The sequence below is a fragment of the Vallitalea maricola genome, assembly GCF_036985595.1.
Taxonomy (GTDB): Bacteria; Bacillota; Clostridia; order Lachnospirales; family Vallitaleaceae; genus Vallitalea; species Vallitalea maricola.
Map to the genome: position 1 here is coordinate 1 of NZ_BTPU01000032.1, position 19,714 is coordinate 19,714.

Annotated in this window: 18 protein-coding genes; 17 read left to right on the forward strand and 1 reads right to left on the reverse strand. The window is 28.9% G+C overall.

Features of this window, described 5'->3' with window-relative positions:
• Nucleotides 1-255 precede the first annotated feature (255 nt).
• The 14 genes from AACQ14_RS10945 to metA all read left to right on the forward strand — a co-directional run bounded on the left by AACQ14_RS10945 (nt 256) and on the right by metA (nt 12,419).
• Nucleotides 256-546, forward strand: a complete 291-nt coding sequence (locus AACQ14_RS10945; protein WP_339363629.1) for a hypothetical protein — start codon at nt 256-258, stop codon at nt 544-546.
• A gap of 74 nt (nt 547-620) precedes the next feature.
• Nucleotides 621-992, forward strand: coding sequence for a hypothetical protein (locus AACQ14_RS10950; protein ID WP_339363630.1), 372 nt, complete (start codon nt 621-623; stop codon nt 990-992).
• Between the two features lie 32 nt (nt 993-1,024).
• Complete coding sequence (gene dcd / locus AACQ14_RS10955) at nt 1,025-1,543, forward strand: dCTP deaminase (protein ID WP_339363631.1); 519 nt, start codon at nt 1,025-1,027, stop codon at nt 1,541-1,543.
• Between the two features lie 32 nt (nt 1,544-1,575).
• Complete coding sequence (locus AACQ14_RS10960; protein WP_339363632.1) at nt 1,576-1,992, forward strand: NUDIX hydrolase; 417 nt, start codon at nt 1,576-1,578, stop codon at nt 1,990-1,992.
• 35 nt (nt 1,993-2,027) lie between these two features.
• Nucleotides 2,028-2,720: a hypothetical protein gene (locus AACQ14_RS10965; RefSeq protein WP_339363633.1), complete on the forward strand. Its 693-nt coding sequence runs from the start codon at nt 2,028-2,030 to the stop codon at nt 2,718-2,720.
• Nucleotides 2,721-2,734: 14 nt separating this feature from the next.
• Nucleotides 2,735-3,391 (forward strand): class I SAM-dependent methyltransferase, encoded by a 657-nt coding sequence (locus tag AACQ14_RS10970; RefSeq protein ID WP_339363634.1) that lies wholly within the window; start codon nt 2,735-2,737, stop codon nt 3,389-3,391.
• A 43-nt stretch (nt 3,392-3,434) separates the two neighbouring features.
• Nucleotides 3,435-3,941 carry a hypothetical protein gene (locus AACQ14_RS10975; RefSeq protein ID WP_339363635.1) on the forward strand — a complete coding sequence of 169 codons (507 nt, stop codon included), beginning with the start codon at nt 3,435-3,437 and terminating at the stop codon, nt 3,939-3,941.
• Nucleotides 3,942-3,972: 31 nt separating this feature from the next.
• A complete protein-coding gene (locus tag AACQ14_RS10980; RefSeq protein WP_339363636.1) occupies nt 3,973-4,323 on the forward strand; it encodes a hypothetical protein in 351 nt (116 codons plus the stop codon).
• A 124-nt stretch (nt 4,324-4,447) separates the two neighbouring features.
• A complete protein-coding gene (locus tag AACQ14_RS10985; protein ID WP_339363637.1) occupies nt 4,448-5,044 on the forward strand; it encodes a hypothetical protein in 597 nt (198 codons plus the stop codon).
• A gap of 23 nt (nt 5,045-5,067) precedes the next feature.
• Nucleotides 5,068-5,289 carry a hypothetical protein gene (locus AACQ14_RS10990; RefSeq protein WP_339363638.1) on the forward strand — a complete coding sequence of 74 codons (222 nt, stop codon included), beginning with the start codon at nt 5,068-5,070 and terminating at the stop codon, nt 5,287-5,289.
• Between the two features lie 258 nt (nt 5,290-5,547).
• The gene (locus AACQ14_RS10995) at nt 5,548-6,000 is read left to right on the forward strand and encodes a hypothetical protein (protein ID WP_339363639.1); all 453 of its coding nucleotides are present in this window, start codon (nt 5,548-5,550) and stop codon (nt 5,998-6,000) included.
• Between the two features lie 18 nt (nt 6,001-6,018).
• Nucleotides 6,019-7,200: an iron-containing alcohol dehydrogenase gene (locus AACQ14_RS11000; RefSeq protein ID WP_339363640.1), complete on the forward strand. Its 1,182-nt coding sequence runs from the start codon at nt 6,019-6,021 to the stop codon at nt 7,198-7,200.
• Between the two features lie 544 nt (nt 7,201-7,744).
• The gene (locus AACQ14_RS11005) at nt 7,745-11,368 is read left to right on the forward strand and encodes a chondroitinase family polysaccharide lyase (protein ID WP_339363641.1); all 3,624 of its coding nucleotides are present in this window, start codon (nt 7,745-7,747) and stop codon (nt 11,366-11,368) included.
• Nucleotides 11,369-11,492: 124 nt separating this feature from the next.
• A complete protein-coding gene (metA, locus tag AACQ14_RS11010; RefSeq protein ID WP_339363642.1) occupies nt 11,493-12,419 on the forward strand; it encodes a homoserine O-acetyltransferase MetA in 927 nt (308 codons plus the stop codon).
• A 198-nt stretch (nt 12,420-12,617) separates the two neighbouring features.
• On the opposite strand, the gene AACQ14_RS11015 is transcribed toward metA, so the two are convergent.
• Nucleotides 12,618-13,310, reverse strand: a complete 693-nt coding sequence (locus tag AACQ14_RS11015) for a hypothetical protein (protein ID WP_339363643.1) — start codon at nt 13,308-13,310, stop codon at nt 12,618-12,620.
• A 447-nt stretch (nt 13,311-13,757) separates the two neighbouring features.
• On the opposite strand from AACQ14_RS11015, the gene AACQ14_RS11020 reads away from it, so the two are divergent.
• The 3 genes from AACQ14_RS11020 to AACQ14_RS11030 all read left to right on the forward strand — a co-directional run bounded on the left by AACQ14_RS11020 (nt 13,758) and on the right by AACQ14_RS11030 (nt 19,690).
• Nucleotides 13,758-14,162: a hypothetical protein gene (locus tag AACQ14_RS11020; RefSeq protein WP_339363644.1), complete on the forward strand. Its 405-nt coding sequence runs from the start codon at nt 13,758-13,760 to the stop codon at nt 14,160-14,162.
• 519 nt (nt 14,163-14,681) lie between these two features.
• Complete coding sequence (gene loaP, locus AACQ14_RS11025; protein ID WP_339363645.1) at nt 14,682-15,206, forward strand: antiterminator LoaP; 525 nt, start codon at nt 14,682-14,684, stop codon at nt 15,204-15,206.
• Complete coding sequence (locus AACQ14_RS11030; RefSeq protein WP_339363646.1) at nt 15,203-19,690, forward strand: amino acid adenylation domain-containing protein; 4,488 nt, start codon at nt 15,203-15,205, stop codon at nt 19,688-19,690. The genes loaP and AACQ14_RS11030 overlap by 4 nt, the downstream gene beginning before the upstream one ends.
• The last annotated feature ends 24 nt before the right edge of the window (nt 19,691-19,714 follow it).

The following is a 19,714-nucleotide window of genomic DNA, read 5'->3' on the forward strand; positions in this document are numbered from 1 at the left end:
CCCTATAGCAGGTTATCCTGCAATCACAGTACCAGCAGGATATAGAGATTCTGGTGAGCCTGTAGGATTAACAATAACTAGTACTAAATTTAGTGAAGGTATATTAATAAAAGCGGCATATGCTTATGAACAAGGTACTAAGCATAGAATACAACCTGATATTAAATAGAGATATGATTATTATATAATATCAATCAGCCTAAATCTGATTGATATTATATTTGAGTTAATCGGGAATATAAGAAAGGATTATATATGAATTATATTTATATATGTACAGTAATACTTATAATAATAAGTATCATCTTTTTCATTATTGATACAACTGATATAACTTCTTTTATAAGTAATGACTTAAGAGGGTTTAAATTAATTATTAGTATAGCTTTTGCCATTTTATTACCAGTAATGGTTCTAAGTGGGGTATATCATCTTAATGATATATCAGATAATCAATTATATATATGGTTAGTCAAATATCCATGTATATTCTTGTCTTTTATTGGATTCCAAGTTATATTATATAAAAATAATGATATTAAATAATGCCTATATATGAGATGTTTTTTTTATGATATACTATATCTTGCGATAATTAATAAAGTTGGAGGAAGCTATAGATGAAAAAAATATTTATGATAGTATGTATTTTTATATTAACTTTAACAAGTTGTATATATGTGGAAGATGAAAGTAAATCAAAATACGATATACAAAAAGGAAAGAAAATAACGGATACTTATTATTATGAGGTTAAAGAAAATTTTGAAGGGATTAAGTTAAACATCCAGTTAGATATTGAGGAAGGAAAAGTTGAATTCGAATTAAAAAATCCTAATGGGGATATTGAATGGAGCAATGTAGTTGAAGGTGAAATTAATTATAATGAAACAAAAGAATTTGAAAAAGTAGTTGGTAAATGGACTCTTAATTTCAATAGCATAGATAACAGTGCTCAAGGAAATCTAAAAATCAAATTTAATAAAAAATAAATAACTAATTTCATTAAGAGAGGAAGAATAGCATGATATTATCTGGACAGAAAATAAGAAGCAGATTAGGAAAAGATATTTTTATAGAACCATATAATGAAGAACAATTGAACCCCAATAGTTATAATTTAAGATTACATAATGAATTATTAGTATATGAGAATAATACATTGGATATGAAAAAGAGTAATGATACTAAAAAGCTGATTATACCAGAAGAAGGATTATTACTGGAGCCAGGTAAATTATATTTGGGAAGAACTGTTGAATATACCAAGACCGACAATTATGTTCCAATGTTAGAAGGACGATCTTCTATAGGAAGATTAGGATTATTCATACATGTTACAGCTGGTTTTGGAGATGTAGGGTTTAGTGGATATTGGACTTTGGAAATATTCTGTGTTCAACCTATAAAAGTTTATCCAGAAGTAGAAGTTTGTCAGATATATTATCACACTATTGATGGTGATTATGATAAATATACAAGTGGAAAATACCAAAACAACAAGGGTATACAGCCAAGTTTATTATATAAGGATTTTGAATGATTATTTTTGACACTTGAATTTAGGAGAATGATATGAAAGTAGAATTCTATAATTTAGATGATTTTAATAACTCTTTGAAATTTGTTGTTATACAAGCTAGATATAAGGATGAATGGATATTTGTAAGACATAAAGATAGAAACACATGGGAGATACCAGGTGGGCATATCGAAAAAGAGGAAATGCCAGATGAAGCTGCTGCTAGAGAATTATATGAGGAGACAGGGGCTATAGAATACAATTTATCACCTATCTGTAATTACTCTGTAGAAATTAATGAAAGCAAAAGTTTTGGTAGATTATACTATGCAGAAGTAAAAAATATTGGTGAATTGGGTGATTATGAAATCACTGAGATAATTACAAAAGATAAATTACCTGAAAAATTAACCTACGATAAGATTCAACCAATATTATATAAAAAAGTGTTAGCCAGCATTACAATTTAATTGAAGATTTCTGAAATAGATTTAGGAGAGTAACTATGGACTTACTTGTAATAATTTTATTTGTAATTATCATAGTTAGTTGTATTCTTATTAGGCTGAAGCGATTTGAAAAATACAGAAAAATATTTGGTATAGTATTTATTCTAATTCCCATTATTATTATAATTGAAAGTGTTTTTTATGATGAAACTGATTATATATATGATTTTATATTTATTAATATTTATCTTATTGTGCTTTTAGTTATATTAACGTTGTTAGAAAAAAAGACTCGGGAAAATACATATTTATATTTTGGGTTTTTTACAGTATTTTATGTAATAATGTTTTATTCAATTAGAATTATGAATGGAAGATTATTGATATCATTTAATTATATGTTTATTGTTTTAACATTCATCACTAATATTAGATATATTTATAAAAGAGATGATAGAACAGCAATGATTTTTGCAAATATAATTGGAATTATAATAATAGGTATCATGACTATGATTTATCCTAAGTCATATTTAACAAGCACAAAGCAAGAACGTATACTGAATGATTATCTGATAAATGAACAAAAAATTGATGATGATGATATTATTGAAATGACTGTGTTATCAAATCCAAGCGAAGATAATGAAAAGAGAATCTTTGTTAAAATAAAGGATGAAGATACCTTTATCTACTATTATAAAAATGGAGAAATAACAGGAATAGAAGAAAAAGAATTAAGTAAGTGAGAGGGGATGATTTTATGAAGCTAGAAGAAATGAGTAGCTTTTTTAATAAAAGGGTAGATGGTTATGAAGAACATATGATGACTAATGTAGATGGAGCAACAGAATATTATATTAAAACAGCAAAGTTAATTCCAAAAATAGAAGGATTGAAATTGCTGGATCTAGGTTGTGGAACTGGACTGGAATTGGATGAAATATTTAAAGTGAATCCAACAATCTCCGTTACAGGAATTGATATAGCAAAAAAAATGACAGATAAACTTTTAGAGAAGTATAAAAATAGAAGTAATCAAATTAATATAATCAATGAAAGTTATCTAGAATATAATATAGGTGAAGATATATATGATGTCGCTCTATCTGTTCAAACACTTCATCATTTTACTCACAAAGAGAAAACAAATATTTTTAGTAAGATATTTAGAAGCTTAAAGCATAATGGTATTTATGTAGAAACAGATTATATTGCTCCTAATCAAGAATATGAAGATTTTCATTATAGCGAAAATATTAGAATAAGAGATGAATTAGGTATAAAAGAAGGATATTATCATTACGATACTCCTTGTACCTTTGAAAATGAGAAGAATATGTTATATAAAGCAGGGTTTAAGTCAGTAGATAAAATATGGCAAAAAGACAATACTGTAATTCTAGTGGCTAAAAAATAATAATGATGATATTAAAATAATTAAAAAGTGGAGAGTGAAAAGAATGGCTTGGTGTCCAAAATGTAAAAGTGAATACGAAGATAATGTAAAAGTGTGCAAAGAATGTAATGTTGAATTAGTAGACCAATTGAAAAATGATAAGGTTGAATATCAGAATTTTGAGTTTTTAATCAACGTAGGAACAGTCAATGAAGCTAATATTCTAATTTCTTTATTAGAATCCTATGACATACCTACATTTCATAAGAGTAAAGGTTCAGGAGAATATCTACAAGTAGCTACTGGAATTAATTATCAGGGGGTGGATATCTATGTACCTGCTGATGCAACAATCAAAGCAAAAGAAATCATTGATTATTCAAATAATGTAGAATTAGATGATGATATCCAAACAGAGAATATAATTGAAGATAATAGTTCTTTTGAAGACGAACAGCTAGATCAATTAGATAAAAAGAATAGTAGTAAGAGACGAACTGGTTTACTTATATTAATACTATTATTCATCGTGGTACCCTTACTTATTGTTATGATTGATTGGTTTTTTTAATATGATACTATTTTATTGAGGGGTGAGTATAATGGCACATAAGATATGTGAGAACTGTGGAGAGTTTAATAGTTCATCTGCCGTTTATTGTTATAATTGTAATAGTTCATTGAGAGATGTAAAAAAGAAAGAAGATGCTATTGAACCGATAAAATTTAGCGGGAAATCTGTAGGTTATAATTATTCTGAAGATGTAACCTTAGGTGAATGGATAATAATCTTAATTCTATTAGCTATACCTATAGTGAACATAATAGTATTAGTATTATTGGCTTTTGTCTGGAATAACACAAGTATAAATAATTTTGGAAAGGCTTCACTGATTTTAGGGATAATAGGAATCGTAATCTTTTTCTTATTAAGAGGATGTTCGGGGTATTAGATTAATGAATTAGAAAATTAAGATGGATATTTTTAAGGATGTATAGTATTATTTTGATTTCTTTTGCAGTTTGTCTTGTTTTGAGAGTGTAAATTAATTATTATAAATATACGGGGATGGATAAATGATACAAATAAATAAAAAATTAATATTGATGCTACTAGTAACTATTATAATTGTTTCAGCTGCAGCATGTAAAAATACAACTAATAATAAAAAATTATATGAAACTAATAGGTTTTATATGATTACTAATAATACTATATCACTTACTTACAATGATGATTTTAGTTATAGCTTTTATTATAAGTTAGATAAAAAGTATAAAATTAAGTTGGAATTGATAATAAAGAAAAAAGAAGAAGTAATAGGTACAATAGAATTAGAAGATACCAAAGAAGATGTTGCAGATATTGATGGTACTTTTGGTTTGTTGGTAGATAGGGATAAAGATAATAACAAAATTGTCTGGACTATAAGACATGATGAAATCACAAAGAAGATGGAAACGTTAGATTTATTTTTAGATGTAGGGGGTCATACAGGTACTATATGTGATAGCGGAATATTAGATGAGGATGGGATTATAGCTATTGGTAATCAATATGATATTAAAAATGAAAAATGTGATAACGAAAGTGATAAGTATGATTGGAGTATGGAATTCAAGGTTTATGGAATTGTAGTTAATGATGAAAATAACAGTTTTATAAATGATTAGAATGATACTGAATTTTTAATTTTTTGAACAGAGAAATCAAGTGGGTTATTGCGTATGTTATACACTTAATACCAATAACTTTGCTAATAATTTTAAGTGTATTTCACCTTGACACATCGTTATTTATTTATGTTATACTTTTTGCATGGACTTTTGCAGGGGTTATCATTACTGGGAAGTTCGATACAGGTACTTTTGAAGTAACTGCAGGAAATGTAAAAATATTTGAGAATAGATTGAAATAGTCAATACATTGAGAATTGACATTTAATGTATTATGTGATAATCTTAAGAGGAATAGACGTCCGAACATATTACTTGATAAAAATAACATATTAATATATATATTAAACATATATTTGAAATAAAACCTAACATTTTTTTATTTTCAATTATATGTTTTTTTATTCTATAGTTAATTATTAATATCTGCGTATTTTTCAATTTTTTCATCTTGTGTCTTAATTAGGAAGGTGGTTTATATTAAAAAAATTATTATTTGGTTGATAGCTAAGATTATAGGAAGAGGGTTACAAGCAACAGTCAGAATGGATTCCAATGCACGTGAAGAAATCGTAAAATGGAAAGATGGTTACACAATTGTAATTGACACTTATAAGAATGGACCTAAAGTTTGTTTTGTCAAACAGGGAAAAAGTTTATTAAAAAAGAAATATCAAGATGATATGAAAACTGATATTAGAATAATCTTTAAATATACAAATATAGTATATGAAATATTTACAGGACAGATTGGACTTGACAAGGTATATGCCCAGAATAGAATGATTGTGAAGGGAGATATATTTCAAACTCTAAAGATAGTTAGAATGTTTTATATATGTGAATGCTATTTATTTCCAAAATTTATTTGGAAAAAGATTATTGTTGAAAAACCTAAATTAACTTCTAATACATTGAACATATATATTGCCGCCATATTAGGGTTAAAATAAGGGAGGAGGAGAGATAATATGAATTCAGAGTATTTTGAATATCAAAATCGTGGGAAATTACTTTCAGGGAAAAATGCTATTGATCATATAGCTTATGAACTTAATAATATGATGTGTAAGAATCCGCTGATTATCACTGATAAGATGCTAGTTAAATTTGGTCATGTAAATATATTGTTAAAAGCCTTAAAAGAAGGGGATATAGATAAGCCACTTATATATGATGATGTACCAGCTGATTCTAGTGTAGAAGTGTGTAATGCTATTGCCAGTATATATAGAGATAATGATTGCGATTGCTTGATAGCACTTGGAGGAGGTTCGGTTCTAGATACTTCCAAAGGAGTTAATCTGACAATATCGTCGGGAGCAGATAACTTATTAGATATAATGGGACTTGGAATCATACAAAGAAAAACTGTACCGTCAATTATGATACCAACTACTTCAGGAACAGGTTCAGAAGCAACTTTAGTAGCGGTAATAGCTGATAAATTACAAAATGTAAAAATGGAATTTATCTCATATAATTTAGTACCAGATGTAGCTATACTGGATCCAAGAATGACATTGACACTACCACCAAAATTAACAGCGGCAACTGGCTTTGATGCTTTAGTTCATGCTATTGAGGCTTATACATGTAAACAAAAGAATCCAATTAGTGATGTATTTGCTATAAGAGCTATAAAATTTATATGTGAGAATCTAATAAAAGGAGTAGTTGATGGTAAAGATGAAGAGGCTAGACTTGCTTTAGCTAATGCATCATATATGGCGGGTACAGCTTTTTCTAATTCTATGGTTGGTATTGTTCATGCGATTGGTCATGCGATTGGTGGAGTTTGTCATGTACCCCATGGATATGCAATGTCTATTTTACTTCCTTACTGTATGGAATATAATTATGATGCTGTTGGTAATCTTTACGGTGAACTTTTACAATATTTTGTAGGAATAGAAGAAACAGCTATAACCCCAAGTAGTGAACGTGGAAAAAGATGCATTGAAGAAATCAGAGAAATGTTGAAGAAATTGAATGAAGTGGGTGGATTACCTATTCGCCTTAGAGATGTGAAAGTTTCAAAAGATGACTTTGAAAAAATAGTTGAAAATGCTATCAATGATGGAGCAGCTATTACTAATTATAGAAATGTAAATAAAGAAGCAGTTCTTGCTATATTAAATAGAGCTTATTAAGTTTATTGCCATAATTTTATTAGGCTGTCTTATAATAAGTTTAATATCATCGTATAAGAAATATTTTTTATTTTATATGATGATGTTGAATAATTATTATGAGATGGTCTTTTTTTATTATATAATAAGTTGCTAAAACACTAGTTAAGCAGGATAAATTAGAATCATATATTAAAATTCTAATATTGTTATATAATTATAAGATATTAAGATGTAACAATAATATTAATATCTTATGGTTGTGTAAAATATTTCTAAAAGTATATAATACTACTTGAATAAAGCAGGGTTTTTTTATTAAATATAAAGATTTAAATATAAAATAATTATTTTTTAATAGAAACAAATACATAATAATTGTTTATGGGGAAGGTTATATAGTTATTTGTTACTGCTTATATGTGAACTGTCTTTTGAGATGGATAAGTAGAAAGGAGGAACATGAAAATATTAAGTTGTTAAATTACATTTGCAAATTATCCATTTCCACAGTTTGTTCCACATATAGATATATCAAAATTTATAGGCTTGGGAGGAAAATTATATGAAGAAAATGGTAGGAGTTTTTATGGCTTTAATTATGCTGGTAGGTACATTAGCATATAGTGAACCAATAAAAGTAATGGCTGCTGATGATGATTATTCAAGATGCCAAGATTTCGAAGATACTAATGTTCCTAGTAATTGGCAAACTGTTAATGGTGGTTCTGTTGAAATAACAGATAATCATTATAAACATGGGACTAATTCACTTTTATGGAACTTTGTATCTGATTCTAAATTAAGGGTAGACAATCCACTATATCTTAGTGAAGCAGGTGCTAAGAAAAGAGGCGGAATGAAAATATGGATATATAATGAAAATCCAATTAATGATAAGGTTACCTTTAAATTTGGTGTTAAATCTTTTCTAGATGCAGACAATCCACATTATAAATTCAATGTAAATATTAACTTCAAAGGTTGGAGAGCTATTTGGGTCAAATTCAAACAAGAAGGAGATAACCCAGATTATAGTGGTAATGATAATGATCCACTAGAAATGATGGATATAGTCGCTCCTAGTGAAGCAGGAAGTCTTTATTTTGATATTGTTGAATTTGTTAATGAAATGCCAAAAAGTCGTAGTGCAGATTATCAAATGCCTAAAGTAGGGGTATCAGATATTGAGACTGCAATGTATTGGGATATGGCTTATTATTATAGTGGGTTAACACCATCTTTGCCAGAAGAGACAGAGATTACTCAAGAACAAATTAACGCCTTTAATAATATTGAAGCAAAATATGAAAAATGGATTTTTGGGGAAAATATAGATTTAACAAAAGAACCACTAAGTATTAGAAATAATGCTTTACAACAATTCATTACAGAAGGTTTGCAAGCATACGAGAAATTAAATATTGTTAAACATGCTGATGGCAGAATTACAGGAGAACCACTTTTTTCATCTCGTGACCCACATTTAATGAAATTTGGTGTAGATGTAAGTAGAGCTGTATTACTACCATTAGTGTATGATTATAAAATAAATGGAAATGTTTCAAGTAAAGAAAAATTCTTTGATACTCTAGATTATATGAATGACCAAGGTTGGGCATATGGAAGCGGACTTGGAACAATTGATCATGAAACAAATAAGCATAATGGATATTTTCATGCTATTTATTTGATGAAGAATGAATTAGCTACAACTAATAGACTTGAAAGAGAAAGAGAGACTATTTTTTGGCAAACAATCTTTGGTAAAACATTTGAGGAGAACATAGATCAAGAAGAAGTAACATCAGATGAATTAAGAACAAAATTCATGTATAACCTATTATATGTACTTATCATGGAAGATACTCCAGAGAAGGTACGTTATATGAAAGGGTTAGTTAATTACTATAATATAGCTCTTACAATAGCACCAGGGTATTCTGATACAATAAAGAGTGATTATTCATTATATCACCATAGAGGTACTTATCTTTCCGCATATGGTGTAAATGGTATTCATATGGCATCATTAATCGCTTATTTGTTAAGTGATACTACATTCGCTTTATCAGAAAACAGTACTAAAAATATAAAAAATTCTTTATTACATGCGCGTATATATGCAAACCAGTATAACGTACCAGCAGGAGCTAGTGGTAGATTACCAGATGTTACTGGAGTAGTTTCAAAACTTGTACCAGCATATGCTTATATGGCACTTGCAGCTAATCCTATTGACGAAGAAATGGCTACAGCTTTTATGAAATTATGGAAACCTGATTCAACATATCTAAAAGATGGATTGTTCCCATTAGCTAATACATATTCTGTCCATTACTTAAATACAATGGGTGGGTTACAATTAGCAGTTGAATTATCAGAAAGCGGTTATCAAGCAGAAAGTACACCACAGGGAACTTGGGTATATCCATATTCAGGTCTAGCAATAAATAGACAAGGGGAAGCTATGGTAGCAGTAAAAGGTTATAGCCAATATGTCTGGGATTATGAATCATCTAATAAATTTGACCCACAAACGTTAACTCAATTAAAAGAGAATGTATATGGTAAATATCAATCATATGGAAGTATACAGATTAATGGAATCGGTAATCCAATAGGAACTATAGAAAGCGGTTATAACCTGGATAATGGTTGGGATTGGAATAGATGGCCTGGAGCAACTACAAAACATTTACCATTATCAGAACTTATATTTACTGGTGGTCATGCGAATCATAGACGTTTCAGCGACCAAACTTTTGTAGGTGGAAGTACATTGCAGAACCAATATGGTGTTTTTGGTATGAAATTACATGACATCCATGATGACACAAGTTTTAAAGCTAATAAATCAGTTTTCTTCTTAGGAGATACGATAGTATGTTTAGGTTCAGATATTGAAAACAATGATAGTATCAATTCAACTGAAACAACATTATTTCAATCATATATGAACAATAGTACAATGCCATTTTGGTATAATTCCAGTAACGAAATTACTAGTGATACTTATTCTAAAGAAGTAAATACTCATGACTCAGCTTGGTTGATTGACCCATACAATAACGGATATTTTATACCAGACGCCAGTGGTCTTTTTATACAAAGAGGAGTTCAAAACTCTAGAAATAATAGAGATTCTTTAGATACTTCAGGAAATTATACAACAGCTTGGATTAATCATGGAACTGATCCTAATAGTGAAGGTTATGAATATGCTATTAAATTAGGCGTTACTCCACAACAGATGGAAACATTTGTTAGTAATCCATCATATCAAGTATTAAAAAAAGACGGTGATGCACATATTGTAACTGATTCATCCTTAAATATTACAGGATATGCAATAATGAATCAAAACAATGTTATCAATCATGGATATCTAAAAAATGTAAGTGTACCTTGTATGGTAATGACTAAAGAGCTCAGTCAAGATGAAATAGTACTTAGTATGAGTGACCCAGACCTTAGATTGCCAAAGTTTGATAAACATAAAGATATAACTTCTGATGCCATTAGAGTACCAAGCACTCAGAATATAGCTACTCTTACATTAAGAGGAGAATGGCAGCTTAAGAATCGATCTAATGAAGCTAGGATTATAACTTCTAATACAGATACAACAATTGAATTTGATTGTGTGGATGGTAAAAACATAGAAGTAGAATTAGTAAAAGGTTCAGGAAGCGGTCAAACTCCAACACCAGTAACATTGAATCCTACTGAAGATACTTATGTTAGAGACGGTGAATATGGAGATCAAAATTATGGTACTATAGCATTAAGAGTAAAAGGTGGTACTACTAATTATAATAGAGAAACTATTATGAAATTTGATATGACTAATGTTAGCTTAGATGCTAAAACAGCTGAACTTAAAATATACTCTACAAAAGTCACAGGAGTAGTACCAGTATCTATCTATGCTGTAACAGATGATTCATGGAATGAAAACAGTATATCCTATAATAATAAACCAGATGTGACTACCAAACTTACTACTGTTAATATAGATGAGCCAAATAAATGGTATACATTTGATATAACTCAATTCGTTAATAGTGAATTGCAAGGAGATAAAGTGATGACATTATACTTTGTAGATGATACTGTATCAGGAAATACTTTGGTTTTTGATAGTAGAGAAGATATTAATGGTCCACAATTAACAATAACATATTAGTATAAAAATTCATTTCACCTTTTGTTTTTTAGCACGTTGTAGTATAATAGTTAATTAATAAATGATTTGTATTTAATTATACTTATATTATGATTATTTACTATTACTAGAAAAGGTGATTGAAATGCCAATTAAAGTTGATAATAATTTACCAGCAAAACAAGTGCTAAAGCAAGAAAAAATATTTGTAATGGATGAAGATAGAGCTATGCGTCAGGACATACGTCCTTTGCAGATTGCTATACTTAATTTAATGCCATTAAAACAGGCTACAGAGACTCAGTTATTACGTTTGCTCAGTAATACACCTTTACAGGTTGAAATCACTCTATTGCATCCTGAATCCTATAAGTCTAAAAATACATCCAAGGAGCATTTATTGAGTTTTTATACAATCTTTAAGGAGATAAGACATAGGAAATTTGATGGTATGATAATAACTGGTGCACCAGTGGAACATATGGATTATGAACAAGTTGGATATTGGGATGAGTTAAAAGAGATTATGGAATGGACTAAAACTAATGTTACATCAACTTTTCACATATGCTGGGGAGCACAAGCAGGATTATATTATCATTATGGAGTCAATAAACATATGCTTTCTAATAAAATGTTTGGTATATTTGAACATAATGTATTAAAGCCTAACTATAAATTATTACGAGGATTCAATGATAGCTTTTTTGTCCCTCATTCAAGACATACAGGAGTTAAAAGAGAGGATATCATTAACAATCCAAATCTAGAGCTTTTATCGGAATCAAATGAGGCAGGAGTATATATTGTTATGTCCAAGGATGCAAAACAGATATTTGTTACTGGACACTCAGAATACGATCCTCTTACGTTGAAACAAGAATATTTTAGAGATAAGGAAAAAGGTATGGACGTTAAGCTACCTAAGAACTATTTTCCTTACGATGATGAAAATCAGTATCCTAAGGTATCTTGGAGGGCACATGCCCATCTAATATATTCAAACTGGTTGAATTATTATGTATATCAGCAAACACCATACCTTATGGATGAGATTGGGGAGGAAAGCTAGGGTTTACAGGTGTTTGCGAGATTTTCTAAGTGTCATAAAGTATTGTAAGTTATCATAACTTTTGGCGCAAATTTCGAGACAAATGGAGGCAATTATTAACCAAAATTGTGAAAAGTAACTTGGTTCACAAATAGATTTATAAAAAGATCTTCAGTGTTTGAAGATCTTTTTATAAATTAAAGTTTACCATGTCCTCTATTACTGATTGGATAGTTGACTATTTATCTCATTAAATACAACTAAGTTATAACCATTAAAATCTAATGCATATTTTTCTAGTGAAGGAAACTCTCCATTATCTGACCAAACCACTGTCACCATCTTAGCATTTTTAGAAAATGTGTCCCAATTATCATCCCTTAATGAAGTTTGATAATTTTTCCAAAGATTGCGATAGTTTTCATGTTGATTTTCAGGAATAGATTGAAGAACAGATTTATTATTAGCCCATAATTTTAAATGATCAGATTCTGTATATTCTTTTACAGGTAATTTATCTTCGAATACCTGAAATAAATCATAAATGCTAATATTAGAAACCGTTTCACCATATACTTTCTTCATTTCTTTCAATACATTATTCAGATCCGCACTTTCCGGATAGTTTACTTTGACAGAGCAAAGTTTAGGGTTTCCTTTTTTAAAATTTATAAAATTAAATATTATTATAGAAGTCTTCTCGCCAAATAATTCATAACCTTTTACGGAAAACACAGAATCCTCTACATAGTGACTTGTATCTTTTTCTGATATCCCATATGCATTTAGTGTTTCAGCCATGCTCATACCCCAGTTTGTTTTTGAAAATTCCGGGTAATCAGGATCAGCCTTTTTACTGCATGAGCAAAGTAATATTACAGTAGTAAATATAATAAATGCAATTTTTTTCATCTTTATTCCTTTCTTTACGATAATTCTATATACATATGTATATCAAAATTCATAAGATATTAAGAGGAAATTATTATTACTATATTTGCCAGTTACATTTATACAGTACTCTTATATACATAATTTGTCAATCGGGAAAAAGAACTACCAGTTCAAACTAATGTTAAATATACAGCGATTATTGAAGATAAATCAATTAGTACATATTTTGCTACTGAACAGATTTTTTAAAATAAAATTAATCTGATTTGCTAATAGGTTGTCTGTAACTAAGATTAAAGTTATAAAGAGACAGCCTATTTACATATTAACTAGCATTATACTTTCCATTTTACTTTTAAAACAGAATAAAAGGTAGTAATTTTGTGTCAGGGAACTTTTAATCTATCTTATTATATAGTATAGTAAATAAATAGTTTATAAATAATAGGTTAGGTGAGGTGGAAGATGAAAATTAAACATATTTATGTAGGAGTCTTGTTATTAATAATTATACTAGTATTATTGTATTTCCGAAATACAAAAAATAATGAAAAAATAATAAGAAGTGATGAAATTAAAAAAATAACTATAGAATACGGACCAGAATCATTTACTGTTGGAGATAAAAATGTAATAAAAGATATAATTGATTACTTAAATATTAAAGAGTGGAAAACTGTTAAAAACTGGCGTTTAGAATTAGCACCATCATTTTATATGATACTGCATTATTCAGATAATAATAAATCTAAACTAGGGTTCTTAGAAGATAAAGATATAGCATATTGCAAGTTTAAAAATAGATATTATAAACTAAATATTAAATACTCTGATATATACAATTATTTAGATAAACTACTTGAAGAATAAAATCAATAGTTATTAGAAAATCTTTGACCAGTAAAGGGTAAAAAGAGTCTATTCTTTAGGATTTTTGTTATTAAAAACATATAAACTATAAATAATTTAAAAAAGTTGACTTTTTATTAAAAATAATGTAGAATTGATTGTGGAAATTAGAAAAAATCTATAAAAGAGCAAATATACTTGCAAATAAAGTACATTGATAGGTGGACTTTGAATTGCCTATGTAATTTTTGAATTAAATCATTAAACTTTATCGCTTTATTTAAACCTATAATACAACTTCTTTTTACTCCCTTATTGATTGGACAAAAAATTTATTAAAAACATAAATGACCTTTTTAAAAACTCTATAGCCAACAGTTATTGTAGTATTATAAAGTTTGAAAAATGGTTGTTTTTTAATATGAATATTTAAATAATAAAATATTAATTGTCGCACAGTCGCATTAATATAAGTTTATAAGTACACGAATCCAAGACGTGTTGATGGCGAAGCTATGTCTTAGTGAGGAGATTGAGATAATGCATAACTGGTATGTACTTTTTGTACAATCTGGAGAAGAAGAAAACATATGTGGATTATTAAACAAATTATGTAAGCATAAATATATAGCATTCTATCCAAAAATTAAAAAAATATATTATAACAAAAAAAGAAAAGAACAAGGATTAGTCCCCATGTTCCCTGGCTATGTTTTTATTGAGACTAAGATGCAAGCTGATTTATTTATAAAAGAAATAATGCCTACGATAAGAAAAACAAAATTAATCTATAATCTTTTAGGTAAAGACAATCCAAAGAATATGGGAGTATATGATAAGGAAAAGAGATTTTTATTGAAATTCTGTGATAATCAGTATATTGTAAGAGAATCTATTGGATATATTGAAGGGGAGAGGGTATATATTATCTCTGGTCCTTTACAAGGATTTGAAAGTGTCATCAAAAGAATCGATAGACATAAACGTATTGCTGAGGTACAGATGCAATTTATGGGTGATACACGTCGGATTAAGGTTGCTTTGGAGGTAGTAAGAAAAATATGAATGCTAGTAAAGAAAGTGGAAAGAATAAATTATATCCATTAACACATCCACAAAAGCGTATTTGGTATATTGAAAAGATACATCCTAACACACCTGTTTATAATATCGGAGGAACAGTTAGGATAAAAGGAAAAATCAATCATGAGTTATTAGAACAAGCAATACAGTTATTCATTAGCAGGCATAAAAGTTTACATCTAAGATTTTGTGAAAATAGTAAAGGGGTTAGGCAATACATATGTCAGGAAAGTGTTAAATTAGATTTTATAGATTTTGCCAGTGATAAGAAACCTAAAGAAAAATTTCATAAATGGGTTGAGGATGAAGCAAAAAGGCCATTTAGATTAGTTGATTCTAGGCTTTTTTATTTTGCTTTATATCAAGTTTCAGAAAGCCATTGTGGTTATTTAGTTAAATTTCATCATATTATTGCTGATGGATGGTCTATTCAAATTATGACTGAGCAAATAAGAGATATCTATTTAAAGTTGATGGCTGGTGAGAATGTAACAACTGATTTATCTTCAACATATGAGGATTATATATGGAAAGAGCAAGAATATCTTTCATCTGATAGATTCATAAAACACAAAAAATTTTGGCTTGAAAAATTCAAGGATTTACAAGACCTATTTTTAAATAAAAGCTCGGATATAATTATAGGTAATAGAAAATCATTTGAAGTAGACGAAGCAGTATCTTCTATGATAAAAGATTTCACATCGAATAACGTTATAACATTAAATACATTATTCATTGCGTTATATTTGATTTACTATAATAAGATAACAGGACAGAAAGATATTGTAATAGGTATTCCTGTATTTAATCGACATGGCAAAAAAGAGAAAAATATATTTGGTATGTTTACGAGTACAATGCCATTTAGATTCTTAATTAACAGTAATAAAAATTTTATGGAGATAATAGATGAAGTAAGTAACCAGTTAAAAAAGTGTTATTATAATCAGAAGTATCCATATAACTTATTAGTCCAAGATCTAGAACTAAGAAAAAGAGGATATGACAATTTGTTTAATATCTGTATTAATTACTATAATACAAGACATCATACCGAGATGGATGGTTGTGAAGTTGAGAATATTGAATTCTATAATGGACATCAGATCTATGGCATGCAGATAATTATAAGAGATTGGACCAGTTCAGGGTGCTTGACTTTAGATTTTGATTATAAGACAGAAGATTATACAGAACAAGAAATTGAAGATCTTAATAATCATATTTTGTACTTATTAAAGCAGTTGATAAGTAATCCATTACAGCATATTAGTGGAATACCCATGCTATCAGAAATAGAAAGCAATGATTTGGCATATACCTTTAATGCAACAGCTAGGAATTACCCAAAAACTAAAACAATATCCCAGTTGTTTGAAGAGCAAGTATTGAAAACACCAGATAAAATTGTTATACAACATAATGATAAAAACATAACATATAAGGAACTCAACGAAAGATCTAATCAATTAGCTAGATACCTCATCAAAAACGACGTTACAAAAGAATCTGTAGTAGGGTTGATAGCCACCCATTCAATAGAAGTAATCATTGGTATTTTGAGTATTATAAAAGCTGGGGCTGCATTTTTGCCAATTGATCCAGTTTATCCAAAGGAAAGGATAAACTACATGTTGGAGGATTCAGGTTGTCGAATTCTTCTTACTAATATACATAAAGATATATCTTTTGATGGTAAAATCATTCAGCTTAATAATATGCACAATAATGAAGATATATCTAATCTCACTATAATAAGTTCTCCTGATGATTTGATTTATATCCTCTATACATCTGGTTCAACGGGAAAACCAAAAGGTACAATGATAAAGCACAGGGGGGTAGTCAACTATATTTGGTGGGCAAAAAAAGTATATATTGACCATGAAGATGAAGTGTTTCCATTATATTCATCATTAGCTTTTGATCTAACTATGACATCTATTTTTACCCCTATAATTAGTGGGAGCAAGATTATAATCTATAATGATAATGATGAAGATGAATATGTTCTTTTTAGAATATTAAGAGACCATCAAGCAACAATTATAAAGCTTACACCTGCTCATCTATCACTGTTAAAAGATAGAAGTATAGAATCCTCTAGTGTAAAAAAATTGATTGTTGGTGGAGAAAATCTGACGGTAAAATTAGCAAGTGATATATATAAGGTGTTTAATAAAGGCATAGACATATATAATGAATATGGACCTACTGAAACGGTAGTAGGATGTATGATTCATAGATATGAGTACGAGAAAGATACGAGTGTTTCAGTTCCAATAGGAAAGCCCATTGATAATGCTCAAATTTATATACTTAATGAACATCATCAGCTCTTACCAAAAGGCGCTCTAGGAGAATTATATGTATCAGGGGATGGTGTAGCAAGGGGATATTTGAATAATCCCAAGCTAACTCAGGAGAAATTCATACCCAATCCTTTTAGAGATGGTGAGATGATGTATAAAACAGGTGATCAAGCTAGGTTTATAGATGATTCATTAATAGAGTATGTAGGCAGAATAGATCAACAGGTAAAAATAAGAGGTTATCGCATTGAATTAGGTGATATTGAAAATCAGATAAATAGTCATAAAGACATTGTAGATACGGTAGTAGTAGACATAGTAGAGGATAACGGTGTCAATAATTTATGTGCATATGTGGTCTGCAAAAACAAAATTAATGTTAATGAGTTAAAGGCATATCTACTAGATAAACTACCAGATTATATGATACCTTTATACATTATAGAAATAGAAACAATACCATTAACGAATAATGGTAAAGTTGATAAAACCTTACTGCCTAAGCCTAATAGAAGTTCAGGTGATGAGATTGATTTTATATCTTACAGAAATCAAGAGGAAAAGGTATTAGTAGAAGCAATAAGTATTGTATTACATATCAAAAATCCAAGTATAAAAGAAAATTTCTATCATATAGGCGGGGATTCTATAAAGGCAATACAAGTGGCATCAAGACTTCACGAGTTGGGATATAAGATAAAGGTAAAGGATATATTGGCGTATCCGATTATTGAAGAAATGGTTCTATGTGTTAAAAAGAATGAGGTACAGTGTAATCAACAACCTGCAAGAGGAAAGGTGAAGTCTACACCTATAATATGTTGGTTTCTTAATCAAGAGTTCACAAATATTCATCATTATAATCAGAGTATAATTATTAAATTAAATTCTAATATTGACGTTAGAGATATGGAAAAAATTCTAGAAAAAATTATAAGGCATCATGATGCATTAAGATTAAATTATAATCGACAAACAGATGAACTCTATTATAATCACGAACATTTAGATTATCACCCAAAGATTCAAGAATATCTGTTAAGTGATTTAACTTATTCAGTTCAATTGGAAAAAATGACATCAATAGCTGAAAGATTAAAAGGAAGTATGGACATTGGTCGTGATATCTTATTAAAAGCATGTATTTTTAACCTCGGTCAACAGAGGATAATGCTACTTACTGCTCATCACATAGTAGTCGATGGTGTTTCCTGGAGAATAATATTAGATGATATGGATACTTTAATGGAACAACTTCAAAACAAACAAAAATTGACCTTACCAGCTAAAACCGTTTCTTATCAAGTTTGGTCAGAACAACTATTAAAGCATAGCGAAGAATTGATGAATGAAGCTGATTATTGGAATAATATATTATGCCAACAATTTGAATTTCCACTTATAGATTATGAAGGAGATCACAAAGAACATTCAACTAACACTATATTAAGTAAGTTAAGTATTGATATGACGAAGCTATTGTTAGAAGCACAAGAAGTTTATAATACCAATACGGAAGAATTGCTCATTACAGCACTTGTCAGAACCGTTAACCAATTAACTGGGAGTAAAGACATTGTTATGGAGTTAGAAAGTCATGGGCGAGAAGAGCTATCTGATGGATTAGATGTTACGAGAACTGTAGGGTGGTTCACAGCCCTATACCCATTGCATGTCTCATTACCTTATAATGATTTATCTAGCCAGATAAAGAATGTAAAAGAATCAATAAGAACAATACCTCATAGAGGGATAGGTTTTGGAATTCTTAAATATTTAACGAAATGGTTAAAAGATACGGATAAAAAAAGGATTCGTTTTAATTATATGGGTCATTTCAGTAACATATCAGAAAACAGTAATTTTGAATTAATCAGTGAAAGATTAGGTGAAGACATAGGTTTAGAAAATCACTTATCCTGTTTATTAGAGATTAATTGTTACATATTAAATAATCAATTACATACATTATTTGGTTGTGAAAAATATAGAATTGAAGAGAATAAAATGAAGAAATTTATCGCAAATTATGAATCAAATTTAGAAGGTATAATCCTACATTGTTGTGAAAAAGATAGTAAAGTATTTACACCATCTGATTTTGATACAGTGGAGTTGGCTCAAGATGAACTGGATAATCTATTTGACTAGTAGTTATTTATCTCAGAGAGAATT

Bases quoted from the DNA above. Each gene is read 5' to 3' on its own strand.
- AACQ14_RS10945 (WP_339363629.1), top strand. From the start codon at position 256: ATGAATTATATTTATATATGTACAGTAATACTTATAATAATAAGTATC.
- AACQ14_RS10950 (WP_339363630.1), top strand. From the start codon at position 621: ATGAAAAAAATATTTATGATAGTATGTATTTTTATATTAACTTTAACA.
- dcd (WP_339363631.1), top strand. From the start codon at position 1,025: ATGATATTATCTGGACAGAAAATAAGAAGCAGATTAGGAAAAGATATT.
- AACQ14_RS10960 (WP_339363632.1), top strand. From the start codon at position 1,576: ATGAAAGTAGAATTCTATAATTTAGATGATTTTAATAACTCTTTGAAA.
- AACQ14_RS10965 (WP_339363633.1), top strand. From the start codon at position 2,028: ATGGACTTACTTGTAATAATTTTATTTGTAATTATCATAGTTAGTTGT.
- AACQ14_RS10970 (WP_339363634.1), top strand. From the start codon at position 2,735: ATGAAGCTAGAAGAAATGAGTAGCTTTTTTAATAAAAGGGTAGATGGT.
- AACQ14_RS10975 (WP_339363635.1), top strand. From the start codon at position 3,435: ATGGCTTGGTGTCCAAAATGTAAAAGTGAATACGAAGATAATGTAAAA.
- AACQ14_RS10980 (WP_339363636.1), top strand. From the start codon at position 3,973: ATGGCACATAAGATATGTGAGAACTGTGGAGAGTTTAATAGTTCATCT.
- AACQ14_RS10985 (WP_339363637.1), top strand. From the start codon at position 4,448: ATGATACAAATAAATAAAAAATTAATATTGATGCTACTAGTAACTATT.
- AACQ14_RS11000 (WP_339363640.1), top strand. From the start codon at position 6,019: ATGAATTCAGAGTATTTTGAATATCAAAATCGTGGGAAATTACTTTCA.
- AACQ14_RS11005 (WP_339363641.1), top strand. From the start codon at position 7,745: ATGAAGAAAATGGTAGGAGTTTTTATGGCTTTAATTATGCTGGTAGGT.
- metA (WP_339363642.1), top strand. From the start codon at position 11,493: ATGCCAATTAAAGTTGATAATAATTTACCAGCAAAACAAGTGCTAAAG.
- AACQ14_RS11015 (WP_339363643.1), bottom strand. From the start codon at position 13,310: ATGAAAAAAATTGCATTTATTATATTTACTACTGTAATATTACTTTGC.
- AACQ14_RS11020 (WP_339363644.1), top strand. From the start codon at position 13,758: ATGAAAATTAAACATATTTATGTAGGAGTCTTGTTATTAATAATTATA.
- loaP (WP_339363645.1), top strand. From the start codon at position 14,682: ATGCATAACTGGTATGTACTTTTTGTACAATCTGGAGAAGAAGAAAAC.
- AACQ14_RS11030 (WP_339363646.1), top strand. From the start codon at position 15,203: ATGAATGCTAGTAAAGAAAGTGGAAAGAATAAATTATATCCATTAACA.